This window comes from Enterobacteriaceae endosymbiont of Donacia simplex, from assembly GCF_012568645.1.
Taxonomy (GTDB): Bacteria; Pseudomonadota; Gammaproteobacteria; order Enterobacterales; family Enterobacteriaceae.
This window is the reverse complement of record NZ_CP046192.1, coordinates 271,496-292,265: the sequence shown is the minus strand read 5'-3', so window position 1 is coordinate 292,265 and position 20,770 is coordinate 271,496. Positions and strand designations below refer to the sequence as shown.

Annotated in this window: 27 protein-coding genes, 2 tRNA genes and 1 pseudogene; 22 read left to right on the top strand and 8 right to left on the bottom strand. The window is 20.5% G+C overall.

The annotated features are described in order from the left end of the window. Nucleotides 1-40: 40 nt before the first annotated feature. The 4 genes from serC to GJU00_RS01435 all read left to right on the top strand — a co-directional run bounded on the left by serC (nt 41) and on the right by GJU00_RS01435 (nt 5,137). Nucleotides 41-1,135 carry a 3-phosphoserine/phosphohydroxythreonine transaminase gene (gene serC / locus GJU00_RS01450; protein WP_168893542.1) on the top strand — a complete coding sequence of 365 codons (1,095 nt, stop codon included), beginning with the start codon at nt 41-43 and terminating at the stop codon, nt 1,133-1,135. A gap of 50 nt (nt 1,136-1,185) precedes the next feature. Beyond that, nucleotides 1,186-2,478: a 3-phosphoshikimate 1-carboxyvinyltransferase gene (gene aroA / locus GJU00_RS01445; RefSeq protein WP_168893541.1), complete on the top strand. Its 1,293-nt coding sequence runs from the start codon at nt 1,186-1,188 to the stop codon at nt 2,476-2,478. 274 nt (nt 2,479-2,752) lie between these two features. Beyond that, nucleotides 2,753-4,408 carry a 30S ribosomal protein S1 gene (gene rpsA, locus GJU00_RS01440; protein ID WP_168893540.1) on the top strand — a complete coding sequence of 552 codons (1,656 nt, stop codon included), beginning with the start codon at nt 2,753-2,755 and terminating at the stop codon, nt 4,406-4,408. Between the two features lie 84 nt (nt 4,409-4,492). Next, the gene (locus GJU00_RS01435) at nt 4,493-5,137 is read left to right on the top strand and encodes an MBL fold metallo-hydrolase (RefSeq protein WP_168893539.1); all 645 of its coding nucleotides are present in this window, start codon (nt 4,493-4,495) and stop codon (nt 5,135-5,137) included. A gap of 61 nt (nt 5,138-5,198) precedes the next feature. On the opposite strand, the gene GJU00_RS01430 is transcribed toward GJU00_RS01435, so the two are convergent. From GJU00_RS01430 to rmuC, 4 genes and pseudogenes are all read right to left on the bottom strand, one after another. Further along, complete coding sequence (locus GJU00_RS01430) at nt 5,199-6,413, bottom strand: porin (RefSeq protein WP_168893538.1); 1,215 nt, start codon at nt 6,411-6,413, stop codon at nt 5,199-5,201. A gap of 96 nt (nt 6,414-6,509) precedes the next feature. Continuing rightward, entirely contained in the window at nt 6,510-7,910 is a 1,401-nt protein-coding gene (asnS, locus tag GJU00_RS01425) for an asparagine--tRNA ligase (RefSeq protein WP_168893537.1), read from the bottom strand. A gap of 106 nt (nt 7,911-8,016) precedes the next feature. Continuing rightward, a pseudogene (locus GJU00_RS01420) lies at nt 8,017-8,816 on the bottom strand (TatD family hydrolase). A 41-nt stretch (nt 8,817-8,857) separates the two neighbouring features. Then, nucleotides 8,858-10,198 carry a DNA recombination protein RmuC gene (rmuC, locus tag GJU00_RS01410; protein ID WP_168893535.1) on the bottom strand — a complete coding sequence of 447 codons (1,341 nt, stop codon included), beginning with the start codon at nt 10,196-10,198 and terminating at the stop codon, nt 8,858-8,860. Between the two features lie 129 nt (nt 10,199-10,327). Between rmuC and GJU00_RS01405 the strand changes: the two genes are divergently transcribed. Continuing rightward, nucleotides 10,328-10,401 (top strand) — tRNA-Ile (locus GJU00_RS01405). A gap of 10 nt (nt 10,402-10,411) precedes the next feature. Then, nucleotides 10,412-10,484, top strand: a tRNA-Ala gene (locus GJU00_RS01400). Here the strand turns inward: GJU00_RS01400 and GJU00_RS01395 are convergent. Next, complete coding sequence (locus tag GJU00_RS01395; protein WP_168893534.1) at nt 10,466-10,744, bottom strand: oxidative damage protection protein; 279 nt, start codon at nt 10,742-10,744, stop codon at nt 10,466-10,468. The two genes, GJU00_RS01400 and GJU00_RS01395, sit on opposite strands and share 19 nt — an antisense overlap. Before the next feature lie 79 nt (nt 10,745-10,823). Between GJU00_RS01395 and trmB the strand changes: the two genes are divergently transcribed. After that, nucleotides 10,824-11,525 (top strand): tRNA (guanosine(46)-N7)-methyltransferase TrmB, encoded by a 702-nt coding sequence (gene trmB / locus GJU00_RS01390; protein WP_168893533.1) that lies wholly within the window; start codon nt 10,824-10,826, stop codon nt 11,523-11,525. Here trmB and hemW read toward each other — a convergent pair. The 3 genes from hemW to ruvX are packed head-to-tail and all read right to left on the bottom strand — an operon-like array spanning nt 11,518 to nt 13,747. After that, entirely contained in the window at nt 11,518-12,666 is a 1,149-nt protein-coding gene (hemW, locus tag GJU00_RS01385; RefSeq protein ID WP_168893532.1) for a radical SAM family heme chaperone HemW, read from the bottom strand. The genes trmB and hemW overlap by 8 nt on opposite strands. 12 nt (nt 12,667-12,678) lie before the next feature. Further along, nucleotides 12,679-13,239 carry a hypothetical protein gene (locus GJU00_RS01380; RefSeq protein ID WP_168893531.1) on the bottom strand — a complete coding sequence of 187 codons (561 nt, stop codon included), beginning with the start codon at nt 13,237-13,239 and terminating at the stop codon, nt 12,679-12,681. Between the two features lie 58 nt (nt 13,240-13,297). Further along, nucleotides 13,298-13,747: a Holliday junction resolvase RuvX gene (ruvX, locus tag GJU00_RS01375; RefSeq protein WP_168893530.1), complete on the bottom strand. Its 450-nt coding sequence runs from the start codon at nt 13,745-13,747 to the stop codon at nt 13,298-13,300. Nucleotides 13,748-13,990: 243 nt separating this feature from the next. Here ruvX and rpsJ point away from each other — a divergent pair, with 243 nt between their 5' ends. The 15 genes from rpsJ to rpsN all read left to right on the top strand — a co-directional run bounded on the left by rpsJ (nt 13,991) and on the right by rpsN (nt 20,753). Continuing rightward, the gene (gene rpsJ, locus GJU00_RS01370; protein ID WP_168821827.1) at nt 13,991-14,302 is read left to right on the top strand and encodes a 30S ribosomal protein S10; all 312 of its coding nucleotides are present in this window, start codon (nt 13,991-13,993) and stop codon (nt 14,300-14,302) included. Nucleotides 14,303-14,351: 49 nt separating this feature from the next. Beyond that, nucleotides 14,352-14,987, top strand: a complete 636-nt coding sequence (gene rplC, locus GJU00_RS01365) for a 50S ribosomal protein L3 (RefSeq protein WP_168893529.1) — start codon at nt 14,352-14,354, stop codon at nt 14,985-14,987. 35 nt (nt 14,988-15,022) lie between these two features. Then, nucleotides 15,023-15,628 carry a 50S ribosomal protein L4 gene (gene rplD, locus GJU00_RS01360; RefSeq protein WP_168893528.1) on the top strand — a complete coding sequence of 202 codons (606 nt, stop codon included), beginning with the start codon at nt 15,023-15,025 and terminating at the stop codon, nt 15,626-15,628. Then, nucleotides 15,625-15,930 (top strand): 50S ribosomal protein L23, encoded by a 306-nt coding sequence (gene rplW / locus GJU00_RS01355; protein WP_168893527.1) that lies wholly within the window; start codon nt 15,625-15,627, stop codon nt 15,928-15,930. The genes rplD and rplW overlap by 4 nt, the downstream gene beginning before the upstream one ends. Nucleotides 15,931-15,948: 18 nt before the next feature. After that, nucleotides 15,949-16,770, top strand: a complete 822-nt coding sequence (gene rplB / locus GJU00_RS01350) for a 50S ribosomal protein L2 (RefSeq protein ID WP_168893526.1) — start codon at nt 15,949-15,951, stop codon at nt 16,768-16,770. 25 nt (nt 16,771-16,795) lie between these two features. Then, nucleotides 16,796-17,083, top strand: a complete 288-nt coding sequence (gene rpsS, locus GJU00_RS01345; protein WP_168893525.1) for a 30S ribosomal protein S19 — start codon at nt 16,796-16,798, stop codon at nt 17,081-17,083. Between the two features lie 41 nt (nt 17,084-17,124). Beyond that, nucleotides 17,125-17,475 (top strand): 50S ribosomal protein L22, encoded by a 351-nt coding sequence (gene rplV / locus GJU00_RS01340; RefSeq protein WP_168893524.1) that lies wholly within the window; start codon nt 17,125-17,127, stop codon nt 17,473-17,475. Next, nucleotides 17,475-18,185 (top strand): 30S ribosomal protein S3, encoded by a 711-nt coding sequence (rpsC, locus tag GJU00_RS01335; protein WP_168893523.1) that lies wholly within the window; start codon nt 17,475-17,477, stop codon nt 18,183-18,185. The genes rplV and rpsC overlap by 1 nt, the downstream gene beginning before the upstream one ends. A gap of 22 nt (nt 18,186-18,207) precedes the next feature. Then, nucleotides 18,208-18,609, top strand: coding sequence for a 50S ribosomal protein L16 (rplP, locus tag GJU00_RS01330; RefSeq protein WP_168893522.1), 402 nt, complete (start codon nt 18,208-18,210; stop codon nt 18,607-18,609). Nucleotides 18,610-18,621: 12 nt separating this feature from the next. Then, a complete protein-coding gene (gene rpmC, locus GJU00_RS01325) occupies nt 18,622-18,816 on the top strand; it encodes a 50S ribosomal protein L29 (RefSeq protein ID WP_168893521.1) in 195 nt (64 codons plus the stop codon). A gap of 4 nt (nt 18,817-18,820) precedes the next feature. After that, entirely contained in the window at nt 18,821-19,075 is a 255-nt protein-coding gene (gene rpsQ / locus GJU00_RS01320) for a 30S ribosomal protein S17 (RefSeq protein ID WP_168893520.1), read from the top strand. Nucleotides 19,076-19,167: 92 nt separating this feature from the next. Further along, nucleotides 19,168-19,539: a 50S ribosomal protein L14 gene (gene rplN, locus GJU00_RS01315; RefSeq protein WP_168893519.1), complete on the top strand. Its 372-nt coding sequence runs from the start codon at nt 19,168-19,170 to the stop codon at nt 19,537-19,539. A gap of 17 nt (nt 19,540-19,556) precedes the next feature. Beyond that, entirely contained in the window at nt 19,557-19,874 is a 318-nt protein-coding gene (rplX, locus tag GJU00_RS01310; RefSeq protein WP_168893518.1) for a 50S ribosomal protein L24, read from the top strand. A gap of 20 nt (nt 19,875-19,894) precedes the next feature. Then, nucleotides 19,895-20,434 (top strand): 50S ribosomal protein L5, encoded by a 540-nt coding sequence (gene rplE / locus GJU00_RS01305; RefSeq protein WP_168893517.1) that lies wholly within the window; start codon nt 19,895-19,897, stop codon nt 20,432-20,434. A gap of 13 nt (nt 20,435-20,447) precedes the next feature. Further along, entirely contained in the window at nt 20,448-20,753 is a 306-nt protein-coding gene (gene rpsN, locus GJU00_RS01300; protein ID WP_168893516.1) for a 30S ribosomal protein S14, read from the top strand. The last annotated feature ends 17 nt before the right edge of the window (nt 20,754-20,770 follow it).

Below are 20,770 nucleotides of genomic sequence, written 5' to 3'. Positions count from 1 at the left end.
TTATTATATCTTAACTTAAAGTTTTTAGGATTATATAATCATGCAAAATATATTTAATTTTAGTCCTGGTCCAGCATCCCTCCCTCGTGAAGTATTAAAAAAAGCCCAAGATGAATTAATAAACTGGAATAATTTAAATTTTTCTGTTATGGAAATAAGTCATCGTAGTAATGATTTTATAAATTTAATAAAAAATATAAAAAAAGATTTACGTGAATTAATGAATATTCCATTACAATATGAAATATTATTTTGTCAAGGAGGTGCTAGAACACAATTTTCAGCTATACCGATGAATTTATTATACTATAATGAAACAGCTGATTATGCAAATATTGGTCATTGGTCTTATAAAGCGATACAAGAAGCTACAAAATATTGTAAACCTAATATTATTAATCCAGTAAAAAAAAAAAATGGTATATATTATATTCAAAAAATGAAATATTGGAAATTAAAAAATAATTCAAAATATATACATTATTGTCCTAATGAAACAATAGAAGGTCTTGCAATAAATGAAGAACCTACAATTAAAAATAAAACTATTATTGCAGATTTATCATCTTCTATTCTTGCAAAAGAAATTAATATCCAAAATTATGGAATGATATATGCAAGTGCACAAAAAAATATTGGTCCAGCAGGATTAACTATTTTAATTATAAAAAAAGACTTAATTATAAATAAAAATAAAAAAAGAAAAGAATTACCCTCAGTATTAGATTATAAAATTATATATAAACATAATTCAATGTTTAACACCCCTCCTACTTTTTCTTTATATTTATCAGGGTTAGTTTTAAAATGGTTAAAAAAAAAAGGGGGGGTAAAATATATTAGTAAAATAAATAAAAAAAAAGCAAAATTACTCTATTCTACTATAGACAAAAGTGAATTTTATATAAATAAAATTAAACATTGTAATAGATCTATAACAAATGTTGTTTTTCATTTAAAAACCCCCGAAAAAGAAAATTTATTTTTACAAAAATCCCAAGAAAGTGGATTATTTTATCTTAAAGGACATAAAATAATAGGAGGTATAAGAGCATCTATATATAATGCTATGCCTTTAGAAGGTATTAAAAAATTAATAAATTTTATGAATGATTTTGAAAAAATCTATTCATAAATGATATGATTATTTTAAAATTTAATTTAAATAATAAATAATATATATATATGAAAAATATTTTAAATCTAAAACCTATTCATAAAATTAAAGGTTCTATATTTTTACCTGGATCTAAAAGTATTTCGAATAGAGTACTTTTATTATCAGCATTAGCCAAAGGTAATACTAAATTAATTAATTTACTTAATAGTGATGATATAAATCATATGTTAAATGCATTAAAAAAATTAAATATTAAATTTATTTTATCAAAAAGTAAAACTGAATGTTTAATAATAGGAAATAATGGAATTTTTAAACCTAAAAAAAAATTAAAATTATTTCTTGGAAACGCAGGAACAGTAATTCGACCATTAACAGCTGTATTATCATTAAATAGTGAATGTGATATTATTTTAACAGGTGAACCAAGAATGAAGGAAAGGCCTATAAAACATCTTGTAGATTCATTAAAAAATGGTGGAGCTATTATAAATTATTTAGAAAAAAAAAATTTTCCTCCTATACATATAAAAGGAGGTTTTCAAGGTACTAAAATTCTAGAAATAGAAGGTTCTATTTCTAGCCAGTTTTTAACATCATTATTAATTATATGTCCTTTAATAAAACAAAATACTTTAATTAATATTACGAATAATTTAGTATCAAAACCATATATTGATATAACTATTAAATTAATGAAAATTTTTGGTATCCATGTAGAAAATCATAATTATCAGCAATTTAAAATTTCTGGACAACAAAATTATATTTCTCCTGGTAAATATATTATAGAAGGAGATGCTTCTTCAGCTTCATATTTTTTATCTGCTGCAGCAATTAAAGGAGGTACAGTAAAACTAAATAATATAAATAAAAATAGTATTCAGGGAGATATAAAATATGTTAATGTTTTACAAAAAATGGGTGCAATAATAAATTATGGTAAAAATTATATTAGTTGTACAAAAAATACTTTAAAATCAATAAATATGGACTTAAATAATATTCCAGATGTTGCTATGACTATAGCTGTTACTAGTTTATTTGCAAAAGGAATTACAACAATAAAGAATATATATAATTGGAGAGTAAAAGAAACTGATCGATTAAAAGCAATGTCTAATGAATTAAAAAAAACTGGGGCAAAGATTATTACCGGTTATGATTATATCATTATTTATCCTCCTAAACAGATAAAAGAGGTTATAATTGAAACATATAACGATCATCGTATAGCTATGTGTTTTTCATTATTATCATTATCTAATAATTCAGTAAGTATAATTAATCCTAATTGTACTAGTAAAACATATCCAAATTTTTTTAAAGATTTTAAAAAAATTAGTATTTATAATTAAATTAATTATAATCATTGAATTGTATAATTAGAAAAAATAATTTTAAAAAAAATAAAATTAAATAAATTAATACTTATAATATATATAGTTGCAGAAAAAATTTATTAATGTTAACTTTATATGCATATCTATATGATATATAGATTATATATAATATATAATTATAAATTATATTTAAATCTCTCTCATAAAAGGAATATATGAGTTTTTTAAAAAATAATACTTAATATGATTTAAGTGGATATTTATTATAAAATATTTTAAAGTTACTAATATGAATGAATGTTTTGCAGAGTTATTTGAAGAATCATTAAAACACAAAATTATTAATTTAGGATCAATAATATCCGGAACTATTATTTCTATTGAAAAAGATATTGTATTAGTAGATGCTGGTTTAAAATCAGAATCTTGTATTCCTATTTCACAATTTAAAAATTCTCAAGGAAATCTTGAAATAAAGGTAGGAGATATTGTAGATGTATCATTAGATTCAATAGAAGATGGATTTGGTGAAACTATTTTATCTAGAGAAAAAGCTAAAAGACATGAATCTTGGTTAATTTTAGAAAAAGCTAATTTAAATAATAATAATATTAAAGGAATTATTACTGGTAAAGTGAAAGGAGGATTTACTGTAGAACTTAATAGTATTAGAGCTTTTTTACCAGGATCTTTAGTAGATATTCGACCAATTAGGGATACTGCTCATTTAGAAGGAAAAGAATTAGATTTTAAAGTTATAAAGTTAGATAAAAAAAGAAATAATGTTGTTGTATCGAGAAAAGCTGTTATAGAATTAGAAAATAGTGCTGAAAGAAATCATTTACTTAATACTATATATGAAGGTATGGAAATTAAAGGATTAGTGAAAAATCTTACTGATTATGGGGCATTTGTTGATTTAGGTGGTGTTGATGGCTTATTACATATAACAGATATGGCTTGGAAAAGAGTCAAACATCCAAGTGAAATTGTTAATATTGGGGAAGAAATTAAAATTAAAATATTAAAATTTGATAAAGATAAAACTCGTGTCTCATTAGGATTAAAACAATTAGGAGAAGATCCTTGGAAATCTATATCAACACGTTATCCTGAAAATAGTCAATTATTAGGACGAGTAACAAATTTAACGGATTATGGATGTTTTGTTGAAATTGAAGAAGGAGTAGAAGGATTAGTTCATGTATCAGAAATGGATTGGACTAATAAAAATATACATCCTACAAAAATAGTAAATGTTAATGATAAAGTTAAAGTTATGGTTTTAGATATTGATGAAGAAAGAAGAAGAATTTCTTTAGGAATTAAACAATGTACAAGTAATCCTTGGTTAGAATTTTCTAAAAATTATAATAAAGGTGATCATGTTCAAGGTAAAATAAAATCTATAACAGATTTTGGTATTTTTATTGGTTTAACTGGGGGTATAGACGGATTAGTTCATTTATCTGATTTATCATGGATAAATAATGGAGAAGATGAAGTTAATAAATATAAAAAAGGTAATGATATTACAACTATTGTTTTACAAGTAGATTCTGAAAGGGAAAGAATTTCTTTAGGAATTAAACAATTAACAGAAGATCCTTTAAATAAATATTTTATAGAACAGAAAAAAAATAATGTAGTAATAGGTATTATTACTGATATAGATAATAAAAATATTAAATTAAAGTTTAAAGATGGTATTTTAGGAAATGTTAAATTATCTGAATATAAAAATCATAAAATAGATAATATTTTAAAATATTTTAAAAAAGGACAAAATATAGAAGGTAAAATTAATAGTATTGATCGTAAAACTAGAATAGTTTATATGACTATTAATTTAAATATTATAGAAGATAAAATGATAAAAAAAAATAAAAAAAATAATTTTTCTAATATCATGACAGAAGCTTTTAAAGCAGCAAAATGTGAATAAAACATATTATTATTCTAATAATAAATATTATTAATAAATAAAATTTTAAAATAATTAATAAATATATAAATTAATATTATTGATATGAATTATATAATTGTTCCTGTTACAAATTTTAATCAAAATTGTTATATTATATGGTGTCAAAAAACACTAAATGCTGCTCTTATTGATCCTGGAGGAGAATATTTAAAAATTTTAAAAATTTTAAATAAATACAAATTAAATATAACAAAAATTTTGATAACTCATTGTCATTTAGATCATATTGGTGCAGCTTATACTTTATCTAAAGTATTAAAAGTTCCTATATTAGGTCCACATAAAAAAGATATTTTTTGGGTAAAAAATATAAAACTACAAAACAAAATATTTCAATTACCGTATTGTATCTTTAAAAATAATATATGGTTAAAAAATAATCAAAACGTGTATATAGGAGAAATTATATTACAAACATATCATTGTCCTGGACATACTTTAGGTCATGTAATTTTTTTTAATAAATTAAATAATTATTTAATATCAGGAGATACTATTTTTAAAAATAGTATAGGTAGAACAGATTTACCAAATAGTAATTTTAACCTTTTAATTCGTTCTATAAAAAAAAAAATTTTTTCTTTAAATAAAAATACTATAATTTTACCAGGTCATGGAGAAAAAACTAGTATTAATTATGAAATAATAAATAATCCTTGGTTACAAAAAAAAACTAACTATTTCTAAGATTTATTTTTTTATAAAATTATTAAACTTAAGAAATAGCTAGTAAATAGTAACTTACTATTTAAAATTTATAAATTATACCTATACCAAAAAGGTTATCTGTAAATAAATCATTTGTTTTTATATATCTATCTTTTTTATTTAATAAATTAATGCGATAATCAAAGTAAGCAGATAAATTTTTACTAAATTTATAAATTGTATTAATTGATATATATTTTAAAAAATTTATATTTCCACCTGGATAATGGTATCCTGCTGGAATATTATTTCCTTCTGTTTGAACATAAGAAATAGTAGCTTTTAAATTATTATCAAATTTATATTGTCCAATAATTTCTAATTTTTTAATTTTATACGCAAAAACAGAACTATGTCTATCTAAATATGTTAACGAATTTTTTGCTCTACTAAATACTGTTGCTAAATAAATATTATTTTTTTCATATTTAGCTCCAATTGAAAAAGCATTTATATTATCATCATTTTTTAAATTTTGTTTTTTTATAGAAAAAACTTTTTTTAATTCATCGTTTTTATCAATTATTTTAGAAGAATTAAAATAAGATCCTGTAATACTTACTCCTGAATTTCCTATTTTATATCCAATTGAAGCACCCCATCCTTTTTTATTTTTCTCTTTTTCTACAAAAATATCACGGTCTTCATTATTATTATTTTCATCGTAAAATACATTCTCTTCGGTATAAAAATGAGGACTTTTATATTGTAATGCAATTTCTAATCCTTTAATTAAACCAAAAAAATTTTTATTTCTATATGTTAAAAGATTATTTGTTCTTCCAAACATAAACTTATCATTGTAATTATACATTAAATCATCTGTAAAAAAAGAATCTTTTTTAATATAAGAAGTTGTATCATACAATATTCCATAATTTCTTCCAAAATCTAAAGAACTATTACCATGATTAAAATTTAAACCTATTAAACCTAAACGTATAGATGGAAAAACATTTTTATCTATTTCAGTATTTTGATTTATTGGTAAACTAAATTCAAATTGAGAATAACCATAAACGTCATTAAAAATTTTAGTTTTTCCTTTAAGTCCAATAATCATATTTGATATAATATTTTCGTATTTTTTAGGAATTTCTTCTCTATCTTTAGAATATGCTTTTTTAATGTCTAAAAATCCATATAAATCTATCTTTTGTTGATTTTTATTATAAATTTCACTAGCATTGGTAATATTATTACTACTAATTATTAGTAAAAAAGGTATTAAAAATTTTAATATATTATATTTCATAATTTTTTATCCTGATCGTAATAATTATTATGTATTTATACAAAATATATAATAAAGTTTATAAAAAAATTATTTTTCTATATTTATAGAAAATTTTTAAAATTTTGCATTATAAGGTGTTCTTGGAAATGGAATTACATCTTTAATATTATATATCCCAGTAATATATGATATTAATCTCTCAAAACCTAAACCAAATCCAGAGTGAGGAATAGTACCATACTTTCTTAAATCACGATACCACCAATAATCATTTTTATTAAGTTTAAATTCTTTTAATCTTTCATCTAGTATATTTATTCTATTTTCTCTTTGAGAACCTCCTATAATTTCACCAATATCAGGTAATAAAACATCCATGGATGCTACAGTATTTTTATCATTATTTAAATACATATAGAATGCTTTAATATTTTTAGGATAATTATATATTATTACTATATTATTAAAATATTTATTTGTTAAATATTTTTCATGTTCTATTGAGAGATCTTCACCCCATATAATTAAATGAGAAAATTTTTCTTTACAATTTTTTAAAATATTTATAGCTTCAGTATATTCAATTATATTAAATTTATTTAATATAACTTTATTTATTTTATTAAATAAATTTTTCTCTATTTTTTCAGATAAAAAAGTAATTTCATTTTCATGAAAATTTAAAACATATTGAAAAATATTTTTTAACATTTTTTCTATAAAATTAATAATATATTCTAAATTAGAAAAAGCTATCTCTACTTCTAACATCCAAAATTCTGCTAAATGACGATTAGTATTTGAATTTTCAGCTCTAAAAGTAGGTCCAAATGTATAAACTCTAGACATAGCACAAGCATATGTTTCTAAATTTAATTGTCCAGAAACAGTTAAAAATGCTTCTTTACCAAAAAAATCTTTTTTAAAAATATTTGTATATTTTTGATATTTAAATTTTGATAAATCTAAAGTAGATACCCTAAACATTTTTCCTGATCCTTCAGTATCTAATGTTGTAATTAAAGGAGTATTTATCCAAAAAAAATTTTTTTTATGTAAAAAATTATGTATATATAATGCTATATTATGTTTAATTCTTGTAATACAACTAATTATTTTTGTTCTGGATCTTAGATGAGAAACTTCTCTTAAATATTTTAAACTATGTTTTTTAGGAGAAATAGGATATTTTCCTGGATTATCTACCCAACCTAAAATTTTTATTTTTAATGCATAAATTTCATAAATTTGCATATTTTTAGGTGAATATTTAAATATTCCTTTTACTTTTAAGGAACATCCACTTGTAATCGATAAAATTTCTTTTTTATAATTATTTAATTTATTATGTGCAATAATTTGTATATCATTAATACATGAACCGTCATATAAATTAATAAAAGAAAGACCTAATTTTGAATGTCTTCTATTACGAACCCATCCTCCAATAGATATTTTACTATTAATTTTTATTTTTCCGGTCATTAATTGAGATATACTAGAAACTAAATACATTATTATTTTCTCTTAATTAAAATTACAAAAATGTTATTTCAAATTTTGAAATTAATATTTATTTAATAATAAATAAAGTTTATTTTAATTTATAAAAATGATAATTTCAATTATTTTTATTTAAATTTAAAATATCAAATGAATTTTTTTCTGTTTGAATATTTAAATATGAATATTTTTCTTTTCTTAATAATGTAATCTTTTTCAAAAGATTAGGTAATAATGAAGGTTCATTTCTACCTTTAAATTTTTTATATATTTTATTATACATTTCTTTAAAAAGTAAAAATGGAGAATCAGTTCCTATTAATAATTTTTTTTTAGGAATTAATTTTATATCTTTTATAGAACCTGTTCTATATTTTTTATTAAAAAATAGTTCTGTTAAACCTATTGACATATTCATGTCTAAACATTTTTCTAATTCATATTGATTACCAGAAAAACAATGTATTATAATTTTAGAAATTTTATGATTCCAAATTTTTAATATTTTTATAAAATCTTTAAAAGCATTACGACAATGTAAATATATAGGAACATTATAATATGACGCTAATTCAAGTTGTGTGTTAAAAGTAAATAGTTGTTCTTTTTTAGATGAATAATTTCTATAAAAATCTAGTCCACATTCTCCAATTGCTACAACAGTTTTTTTTTTAATAATGTTTCTAGTTTATGAAAAGTATAATTATTCCATAAATTAGCATAATGAGGATGTATACCTACTGTAGCCCAGCAGTAATTTTTATATTTTTTAGTTATTTTATAAGCATTAAAACTATCTGTAATATTACATCCTATAAGTAACATTCCATTTATATTATTTTTAATAGCTCTATTAATAACATTATGTATATCTTTTTTAAATTGTTTATTTGTTAAATTAACACTTATATCAAACATAAATAATGTACTCTTTATATATTTTGTATTAAAAATTAATTTTAATTTTTTTTTATAATATTTTTATTAATTTTATTCATTACTTCGATACCTAAATTACGAAAATCTTCAGCTTGAGAAATTATATTACCTTTCCCTTTAAATAATTTTTTAATAGCTGAATCATAACTAATTTGTAGTTTATTAAGATTTTTTTCTAAAATATATATATCTTCTACAAATAATCTGATTTTATTATATAATGTTGTAGCTTTATTAGCAATAACTAAAGAATTTTTATTTTGTTTATCAAAACGCCATAAATTTTCTATAGTTCTTAAAGAAATCATTAATGTTGTAGGACTAACTAACATGATATTTAGTTTTAAAGCTTCATATAATAATGAAGGTTTAAAATTTATTGCTAATGAAAAAGCAGATTCAATCGGAATAAACATTATAATATAATCTAATAATTTTAATTTTAATGCATACTGATATTTTTTACTACTTAATATACGTAAATGATTACGAATAGCTAATATATGATCATTTAATGCTTTTTGTTGTGTATTTTTGTTATTGGTATTAAAATAACGTTCATATGCTATTAAAGTCATTTTTGAATCTATAATTATTTTTTTATTATAAGGTAAATTTATAATTACATCTGGTTGTATTTTTTTTTCATTTTTTAATTCAATTTTTTTTTGTGTTTCATATTCATATCCATTTCTTAATCCAGAAGATTCTAATATTTTATTTAATACTAACTCTCCCCAAATACCTTGAATTTTATTATTTCCTTTTAGAGCATTAGTAAGATTTATAGCTTCTTGAGAAATATGTATATTTAATTTTTTTAAATTTTTAATTTCATTAGTTAATATATTTCGTTCTAATGATTCTTGATTTAAGTTTTTTTGTAATTGTTCTTTTAAGGTTTCTAATTTAATATTTAAAGGTAAAATAATATTTTTTATATTTTGGTTATTATATTGGTTTATTCTTTTTTCACTTTTTTCTAAAATTTTATTAGCTAAATTTTGAAATTCTGTATTTAAATAATGATTATTATTTATAATTAATTTTTTTTTTTTACTAAAAAAAATAATATTATCATCTAATTTTGTTTGAATTTCTTTAATTTTTATTTTTAAATTTAAAATAATTTCCATCTGATTAAATATTATTTTATTTAAATTTTTGTTTTCTATTTTTAAATTTTGTAAAAATTCTATTTGTTCTATTTTTTTTATTAATTCAATTTCTAATCTTTTATTTTTTTTTATTTTTTTTATTAAATATTTTTTAATTTTTTTTTTTTTTTTATAATAAAAAAAAATAATAATAGTTAATAAAAATTGTGTAAAAAAATAAATAAAATTTTTGTAAAAAAACATTATATTTATAACCTTTAAAAAAATTAAAATTATGGTTTAAAAAAATTATATTTTAAATATATAATATATTATAGTTGACATTTATTCTAAAATATGAATTAATTAAAATATATTCTTTTATTATATAAAAGGCTTGTAGCTCAGATGGTTAGAGCACACCCCTGATAAGGGTGAGGTCGGTGGTTCAACTCCACTCAAGCCTATAAATCTTAAGGGGCTATAGCTCAGTTGGTAGAGCATCTGCTTTGCACGCAGAGGGTCAGCGGTTCAATTCCGCTTAGCTCCATAATTTATTTTATTAAAAAAGGTTTTATTATTTTTAAATAAAAAATTAATCATTTCTTTTTCTAAAAAAAGAATATGTTTTTCTTTCGTCATATTTAATTTTTTTTCATTAATTAATTTAGTTTGATAAACTAACCATTTAATCCATGCATTGTGTGAAATATTATTATAAATAATATCTCCTATATTACCTGGATATACTTTATAATTTAACTGAATCATTTTACATTGAAAGTAAATACAAAAAATTTTTTTTGACATAAATTTCTTCTATATTTTTATTTTAATTATATAATATATGAATATTATCTTAAAAATTATTTACTATATAGAATAAAGTATGAATAATATAAAAAGTTTTGTTTGTCGTTATAGAAAATTAAAAAAATCTAAACAAATAATTTTTAATAAATATTTTAATTTTTTTAATATTAATTATGAAAATAAACATTTAAATTTTGTAAAGATTTTTAATAATAATTTATCAATTATCATTGATATTGGTTTTGGAATAGATAATAATATTATTAATTTTGCGATACAAAATATAAAATATAATTTTATTGGTATAGAAGTATATTTTCCAGGAATTATAAATTGTCTTCAAAAAATTATAGAAAAAAAAATTAAAAATTTAAAATTAATTTATTATGATGCTTTTTCTATTTTTAGAAATATGATACCTGATTGTTCAATTAAATTAGTTCAGTTTTATTTTCCTGATCCTTGGCCAAAAACAAAACATAAAAAAAGAAGATTATTGAAAATAGATTTTTTAAAAATTATTTTTTTAAAATTAATTAATAATGGATTATTATATATAATAACTGATTGTCAAGATTATAAAGATAGTATTATTTTAAATATAAAAAACATTAATTATAATAATAATAAATTTATAATTTTAAAATCTAATCAATATAATAATATATATAAAAATTTAAATTTATATTTATTAAAAAGTAAATTTTTTAAAAAAGCAAAAATTAAAAAAAAAAAAATATATTATATAGAATATAAAAAAATTATACTTTCTAAATAAAAATTTCTAATAAATTATTTAGATATAAATGTCCTTGATTAGTTATAATCCAATAATCATTATTTTCTTTTAAATAACCCATTTTTAGTGCTTTTTCAATTAAAGGTATAATTTTTTTTACTTTTATACTTGTTGCTTGTTGAAATTCTGTTTTATGTATTTTTTTATATAATCTAAAACGATTTAAAAAAAATTCAAATATTATATCCTTAGATAAAATTATTTTCATAGAATTAAAAAAATTACCATTTATATATTGTTGAATATTATTATTTTTAATAATTCTCATAATTTTATTATTTAATAAGGTAATTTTACTATGAGAATTACAACCAATACCTAAATAATTACCAAAATACCAATAATTTAAATTATGATTACAAATAAATTTTTTATTTTTGACAAAAGAAGAAATTTCATATTGTAAATATTTATTTTTAAAAAATATTTTTTTACCTTGTAAAAATATTTTCCATAGTAAATCATCATTTAACCAATTTTTTGGTTTAAATTTTTCAAAAATTGTATTTTTTTCAATAGTTAATTGGTACCATGAAATATGATTAGGTTTAAATGAAATTGCTTTATATAAGTCATTACAAGAATTTTTTAAAGTTTGACCAGGTATACCATAGATTATATCTAAATTAAAATTTGATATTTTTTGTTTAATTAAAATATTAATAGCATTAATAGCTTCTTCAGAATTATGTAATCTTCCTAAAATTTTTAAATTTTTATCATTAAAACTTTGGATTCCAATTGAAAAACGATTAATACCACTATTTATATAACTTTTAATTTTTTCTTCAGTAATAGAAGATGGATTAATTTCAATAGTAATTTCAGCTGATTCCAAAACATAAATTTTTTTTTTTATTTCATGTAAAAGAAAAAATATTAATTTTTCATCTAATAAACTTGGAGTACCTCCTCCTAAAAAAATGCTTTTAATATAAATTTTTTTTTTAATAATAAATAGAGTTTTTTCTAAATCTAATAATAAACTTTGTATATATCGTTCTTGTATTTGTATATTTTTTTTTATAAAAATAGTTGAATAAAAATCACAGTAAGGACATTTTTTTAAACACCAAGGAATATGAATATATAAACTATAATATTTATTAAAATTAATCATGTAATGTATTTTTTATATTAAAAACCAAAATTGAGGGAATAAATCCATAAATAAATTATTTAAAAAATATAAAATTATATTAGTAATAAGTAAAATAATATTTATATTATAAAAATTCTTAAAAAAAAATCTTATAACTTGTAAAATCTGATAAATAAATATATTTAAAATATCATTTAAATCATTATTTTTCATATGAAAAATATTAAATATTAAATATATTATAATTAACCAAAAAAATAAACATCCAAAAAATTTTAATAAAGTTAATATACTAATAAATATAAAAAAAAATAAACTATGAAAAAATAAATTTTTACTTTGTACTAAAATTAATATTGGATATTTAAAAAATATTAATAATAATATTAAAATAAATGATAAAATTTCATTTTTATTGTTTTTAAAAATAAATTTTTTAATATTTTTTAAAAAAATATTTGTTAATAAAATAACATATTTTACAAAAAAATTATAATAATTATTAATAGAAAAATACATCCATAATCTTAATAAAAAAAGTAAAATAACAATATCTATTAAATGTTTTAAAAAACATATGATTGTTATCATAAAAGATTACCTCAAATTATATAAAAGTATTTTTTAATTAAATTAAAAAAATATCTAATTAATTACAATTATTTTCTTTATTACTTTCAAACCAACTTTGTAAAATAATACATGCTGATAAAGAATTAATATCACTTTTTTGTAATTTTCGCCATCCTCCTTTTGCAAATAAAATATATTTAGCTTCAACTGTACTCAATCTTTCATCATGAAAAATAGTTTCTATATTAAATTTCTTTTTTATATGAAAAGCAAAATTTTTAGCTAAAATAGTTGTATATTGTTGACTACCATTCATTTTTAGTGGTAATCCAATTATAATTTTTTTAGGTCCCCATTTATTGATTAATTTATAAAATTTTAACCAATTAATACTACCTGATTTTTTATTCTTAATTACTTTTAATGTATGTGCTATACCTATTAAGCTTTGACCAATAGCAACTCCTATATTTTTAGTACCATAATCAAAAGCTAATAAAGTTATATTATTAAATTTTTTTATCATTTAATTTATATATATAAAAATTATTTAAAAGTAAAATTTTTTTAAAAAAATAAAAATTTTGAACTTAATTTTATAATTAATATTATATAGTTTTTAAAGTTTTATATGTTAAATATATTGCTTTATTTATACTTTATAAGTCATAATAATATGATTTTTATTTTTCATAAAATTAAAAAGGTTCTCTCAATATATATTTTATAGAGAGTTATTTCAATTTTTTAAATAAGAGGCTCTGGTCTAATGCAGAACCAAAGAATCCGTATTCGTCTAAAAGCTTTTGATCATCGATTAATTGATCAATCAACAGCAGAAATTGTTGAAACAGCTAAACGTACTGGTGCTCAAGTTCGTGGTCCAATACCTTTGCCTACTCGCAAAGAAAAGTTTACAATATTAATTTCACCTCATGTTGATAAAGACGCTAGAGATCAATATGAAATTCGTACTCATAAACGTTTAGTTGATATTATAGAACCAACAGAAAAAACTGTAGATGCATTAATGAGATTAGATTTAGCAGCAGGAGTTGACGTGCAAATTAGTTTAGGTTAATAAAATTCACTATAATTTTAACATAATTAAATAGAGTATATATAAATATATGATTGGATTAATAGGAAAAAAAATGGGTATGACAAGAATCTTTACTAAAGATGGTATATCTATACCAATAACTGTTATACATTTTAATACTATTCGAATTACTCAAATTAAAACTATTTTAAATGATGGATATAATGCTATTCAAATGACTACTGGATTTAAAAAAATAAGTCGTATGAATAAAGCTGAAATAGGACATTTTAAAAAAGCAAAAACAGAAGGAGGATATATTTTATGGGAATATCGTCTTAAAAATTATAATCCTGAAAATTTTCATGTAGGTCAAAAAATAAATATTGATATTTTTAAACAAATAGTTAAGGTAGATGTAACAGGTATATCCAAAGGAAAAGGATTTTCAGGAACTGTAAAAAAATGGAATTTTAAAACTCAAGATGCTAGTCATGGAAACTCACTTTCACATAGAGTACCTGGATCTATTGGACAAAATCAAACTCCGGGGAAAGTATTTAAAGGTAAAAAAATGGCTGGACAGTTAGGTAACCAAAAAATTACTATTCAAAATTTACATATAATAAAGTTAGATTTTATAAAAAATTTATTATTAATAAAAGGAGCTGTTCCAGGATATACTGGAAGTAATGTAATTGTTAAACCGGCAATAAAAATTTAATTTAATACAAATAAATATATTAATTAGGCATTATAATGGAAATTATAACAGAAGATACTAAAGAAATAGTTATAGTTTCAGATATTATTTTTAATAGGAATTATAACAAACCATTAATACATCAATTAATAGAATCTTATAGAACAATAGGTAGACAAGGGACTAAAGCACAAAAAAATAGAGGAGAAGTAAAAGGATCAGGTAAAAAACCATGGAAACAAAAAGGAACAGGAAAAGCTAGAGCTGGATCTTTTAAAAGCCCAATTTGGCGTTCTGGAGGAGTTACTTTTGCTGCAAAAAACAAAATATATGATAAAAAAATTAATAAAAAAATGTTCCGTAATGCATTAAAAAGTATTTTTTCAAAATTAATTAAAGAAAAAAGATTAATTTTAGTTAAAAAATTTAATATTAGCAAACCAAAAACTAAAATTTTAATTGAAAAATTAAAAAAATATTTATCAAAAAAAATAATGATTATTACAACATTTATTGATAAAAACTTATTTTTAGCATCTAGAAATTTATATAATATAAAAATTAAAAATTCAATTAATATAAATCCTATTTATTTAATTAATGCTAATAAGATTATTATAACTGTTAATGCTATCAAACATATAGAAGAGATTTTAATATGATTCAAAAAGAATATAATTTTAAAATTATAAAAGGACCACATATTTCTGAAAAATCTTCTTTTATTGCAGAAAAAACAAATACTTTAATTATTAAAGTTTTAAAAAAAGCAACTAAAATAGATATAAAAAAAGCAATAAAAAAAATTTTTAATATAAAAGTAAAAAGTGTTAATACTTTAATTATGAAAGGTAAAAAAAAAAAAAACAAGAAATATAGTTTTCAACGTAGTAATTGGAAAAAAGCATATATAATTTTAGAAAAAAATCAAAAAATTGATTTTAATATAAACAAACATTTATAAGGATTAAATTTATAAAATATGACAATTAAAAAATATAATCCAACTTCTCCTGGAAGACGTCATATGATTAAAATAATTAATCATTCTTTATATAAGGGGAGACCCCTTTCTTCTAGAGTAGAAAAAAAAAATAGATCAGGAGGAAGAAATAATAATGGTCGTATTACAACTCGTCATATTGGTGGAGGTCATAAAAGATTATATCGTATTATAGATTTTAAAAGAAATAAAGATAATATTCCTGCTATAGTAGAGAGAATAGAATATGATCCAAATCGTTCTGCTAATATTGCATTAATAAAATATAAAGATGGAGTAAAAAAATATATTCTATCTCCTAAAAATCTAAAAATTGGTGATATTGTAGAATCAGGAACTGATGTAAGTATAAAAATTGGTAATACATTACCATTAAGTAATATTCCTGTAGGAACAATCTTACATAATATAGAAATGAAACCGGGTAAAGGAGGACAAATAGCTAGAGCTGCTGGTACATATGTTCAATTAATTTCAAAAGAAAAATCATACATAACTTTAAGATTAAAATCAGGAGAAATTCGTAAAATTCAATCTAATTGTAGAGCTACATTAGGAGAAATAGGAAATAATGAACATATGTTAAAATCTTTTGGTAAAGCAGGTGCAAAAAGATGGAAAGGAATTAGACCAACAGTTAGAGGTACAGCAATGAATCCTATAGACCATCCTCATGGTGGAGGAGAAGGAAAAAATTTTGGAAAACATCCTGTAACTCCATGGGGAGTTCAAACTAAAGGTAAAAAAACAAGAAAAAATAAAAGAACAGATAAATACATTATTAAACATCGTAATAAGTAATTTTATTAATAAAAGGTAATAAAATATGCCACGTTCTTTAAAAAAAGGACCTTTTATTGATCAACATTTATTAAAAAAAATTGAAAAATCAATAAAAAATAAAGATAAAAAACCATTACGTACTTGGTCTAGACGTTCAACTATTTTTCCTAATATGATTGGATTAACTATTTCTGTACATAATGGTCGACAACATATTCCAATATATATTTTAGATGAAATGGTCGGTCATAAATTAGGTGAATTTTCTCCAACACGTACATATAGAGGACATACAGCTGATAAAAAAATTAAAAAAACTTTAAAAAAATAAATATATATTTATTCATATAATATATTTACTTAAGGGCAAACATGGAAATTATAGCAAAACATAAATATGCTCCTTCTTCTGCACAAAAACTAAGATTAATAGCTAATATTATTAGAGGAAATAAAATATCTAAAGCATTAGATATTTTAAATTTTTCTAATAAAAAATCATCTTTTTTAATTAAAAAAGTATTAAATTCTGCAATAGCTAATGCTGAACATAATTATGGGTTAGATATAGATAATTTATTTATATTTAAAATTTTTATAGATTTAGGAACAAATATGAAACGTATTCTACCTAGAGCTAAAGGTCGATCAGATCGAATTTTAAAATATACAAGTCATATTACTATAATATTATCAGATAATATGAAATTGGAGAAAAATTAATGGGTCAAAAAACACATCCAAATGGTTTAAGATTAGGAATTACAAAAATATGGAATTCTATTTGGTTTGCAAATACAAAAAATTATGCAAATTATTTACACAGTGATTTTCAGGTAAGAAATTTTTTAAATAAAAAATTAAAAAAAGCTTCTGTTTCTAAAATAACAATCGAAAGACCATCAAAAAGTATTCGAGTTAATATTCATACATCACGTCCTGGTATAGTTATAGGTAAAAAAGGAGAAGATGTTGAAAAACTCAGAAAAATAATATCTAAAATTACTGGAGTACCAGCTCAAGTAAATATAACTGAAGTTAGAAAACCAGAATTGGAAGCAAAATTAGTAGCTGATATAATATCAGTACAATTAGAAAAACGAATAATGTTTAGAAGAGCAATGAAAAGAGCAGTACAAAATGCTATGAGATTAGGTGCTAAAGGAGTAAAAGTAGAAGTAAGTGGTCGTTTAGGTGGCACTGAAATTGCTCGTACAGAATGGTATAGAGAAGGTAGAGTACCATTACATACTTTAAGAGCAGATATTGATTTTAGTTTATCAGAAGCAAATACTACATATGGAATAATAGGAGTAAAAGTATGGATTTTTAAAGGAGAAATATTAAAACATAATTTTAAAAAAAAATTAATTTTTACTAAACCTATTACACATCATCCTTATAGATTACAACGTAATAAGGGACGTAAATAAAAAAAAAAGAGGTTTTTATATAATGTTACAACCAAAACGTACAAAATTTAAAAAAATGCATAAAGGAAGGAATCGTGGTGTTATTATTGGAATGAATATTAATTTTGGTACTTATGGGATTAAAGCAATAAATAGAGGTAGAATTACTTCTAAACAAATAGAATCAGCAAGAAGAGCTATTAGTCATTTTATTAAAAGACAAGGAAAAATATGGATTAGAATTTTCCCAGATAAACCTATAACAGAAAAACCTTTAGAAGTTAGAATGGGAAAAGGTAAAGGTAATGTAGAATACTGGGTGGCTTTAGTACAACCTGGAAGAATTTTATATGAAATTGATGGAGTTTCCGAATTAACAGCTCGTAAAGCATTTAAGTTAGGTACTGCTAAATTACCTATCAAAACTATTTTTTTGAAAAAATAAAATACATATTATATGAAAATAAATGAAATTATAAAGAAAAATAATACAGATTTAAAAAATGAATTATTAAGTTTAATGAGAGAACAATTAAATTTAAAAATACAATTAAAATCAGGAAATTTAAAACAAACTCATTTACTTAAAAAATCAAGAAAAAATATTGCACGAATAAAAACAATTATATCACAAAGAAAAAAAAGATCATAAAATCATGCAAAAAAAAACAAAGCTATTGAAAGGTAAAGTAATAAGTAATAAAATGCAAAAATCAATTATTGTTAGTATTAATAGGTTAATAAAACATCCTATTTATGGTAAATATATCAATCGTACTACTAAATTACATGTGCATGATAAAGACAATATATGTAAAATAGGAGATATTGTTGAAATTAAAGAATGTCGTCCATTATCAAAAACTAAATCTTGGACTCTAGTTAATATTATAAAAAAAATAGTAATTTAATTATAAAATTATATATTTAATAAATTTTAATTATTATTTTTTAAAATTTAAATTTTTAATTTTAATATTTATTTTAAATAGAGATATTATATATGATACAAGAACATACAAAATTAAATATAGCTGATAATTCTGGTGCAAAAAGTGTTATGTGTATTAAAGTTTTAGGTGGATCACGACGTCGCTATGCTAACATTGGAGATATTATTAAAATAACTGTAAAAGATGCTATTCCGCGAGGAAAAGTAAAAAAAGGTGATGTATTAAAAGCTGTAATAGTTAGAACAAAAAAAGGTATAAGACGTTCTGATGGTTCTATAATAAGATTTGACCATAATGCATGTGTTTTATTAAATGATACTAATGAACAATTAATTGGTACAAGAATTTTTGGTCCTATTACTAGAGAACTAAGGAATGAAAAATTTATGAAAATTATTTCATTAGCTCCAGAAGTTATTTGATAAAGAGATATAAATATATGATAAATAAATTACATCGTAATGATGAAGTAATAATTTTAACAGGAAAAGATAAAGGTAAAACAGGAAAAATTAAATCTTTTATAAAAAAAAAATTCGTAATAATTAAAGGAATAAATATTGTTAAAAAACATAGTAAACCTAATCCTGCTTTATCACATACAGGTGGAATTATAGAACAAGAAGCAAATATTCATATTTCTAATATTGCTATTTTTAATAAAAAAACAGGTAAATCTGATCGCATTGGAATACGATATAATGATAAAGGAAGTAAAAAAAGGTTTTTTAAATCTAACGGTAAAAATATAAAATAAGTTAATAGAGATAGTAATAAATGTCAAAATTATATAATTTTTATAAAAATAAAATAATAAAAAAATTAATGTTAAAATTTAAATATACTTCTGTAATGCAAGTTCCTTGTATAAAAAAAATTACTTTAAATATGGGAGTAGGTAAGGTAATTTCTGATAAAAAATATTTAGATAATGCTATAAATGACTTAACTATTATTAGTGGCCAAAAACCAATAATAACTAAATCACATAAATCAATAGCTGCTTTTAAAATAAGGAAAGGATATCCAATTGGATGTAAAGTTACTTTAAGAAAACAAAAAATGTGGAATTTTTTTGAACGTTTGTTATGGATAGTAATACCAAGAATTAGAGATTTTAGAGGTTTATCTAAAAAATCTTTTGATAAAAATGGTAATTATAGTATAGGAATAAAAGAACAAATAATTTTTCCTGAAATTGATTTTGATAAAATAGATCATATTCGTGGATTAGATATTACAATAACTACTAATAAAATATCAAATAAAGAAAGTTATACTTTATTTAAAGAATTTAAATTTCCATTTAAATCATAAAAAAGGTTTTAAAATGGCAAAAGAATCTATTAAAGCACGTGAATTAAAAAGAATAAAATTAGGAAAGAAATTTTTTTTAAAAAGAAAAAAATTAAAAAAAATTATTTCCGATATAAATACTTCTGATAAATTAAGGTGGGATGCTATTTTTAAATTACAATCTTTACCAAGAGATTCTAGTTTATCAAGACAAAGAAATAGATGTAAATTAACTGGTAGACCACATGCATTTTTAAGAAAATTTGGATTAAGTAGAATTAAGTTAAGAGAAGCTGCAATGAAAGGAGATATTCCAGGATTAAAAAAATCTAGTTGGTAATTTATTATAAATCTATA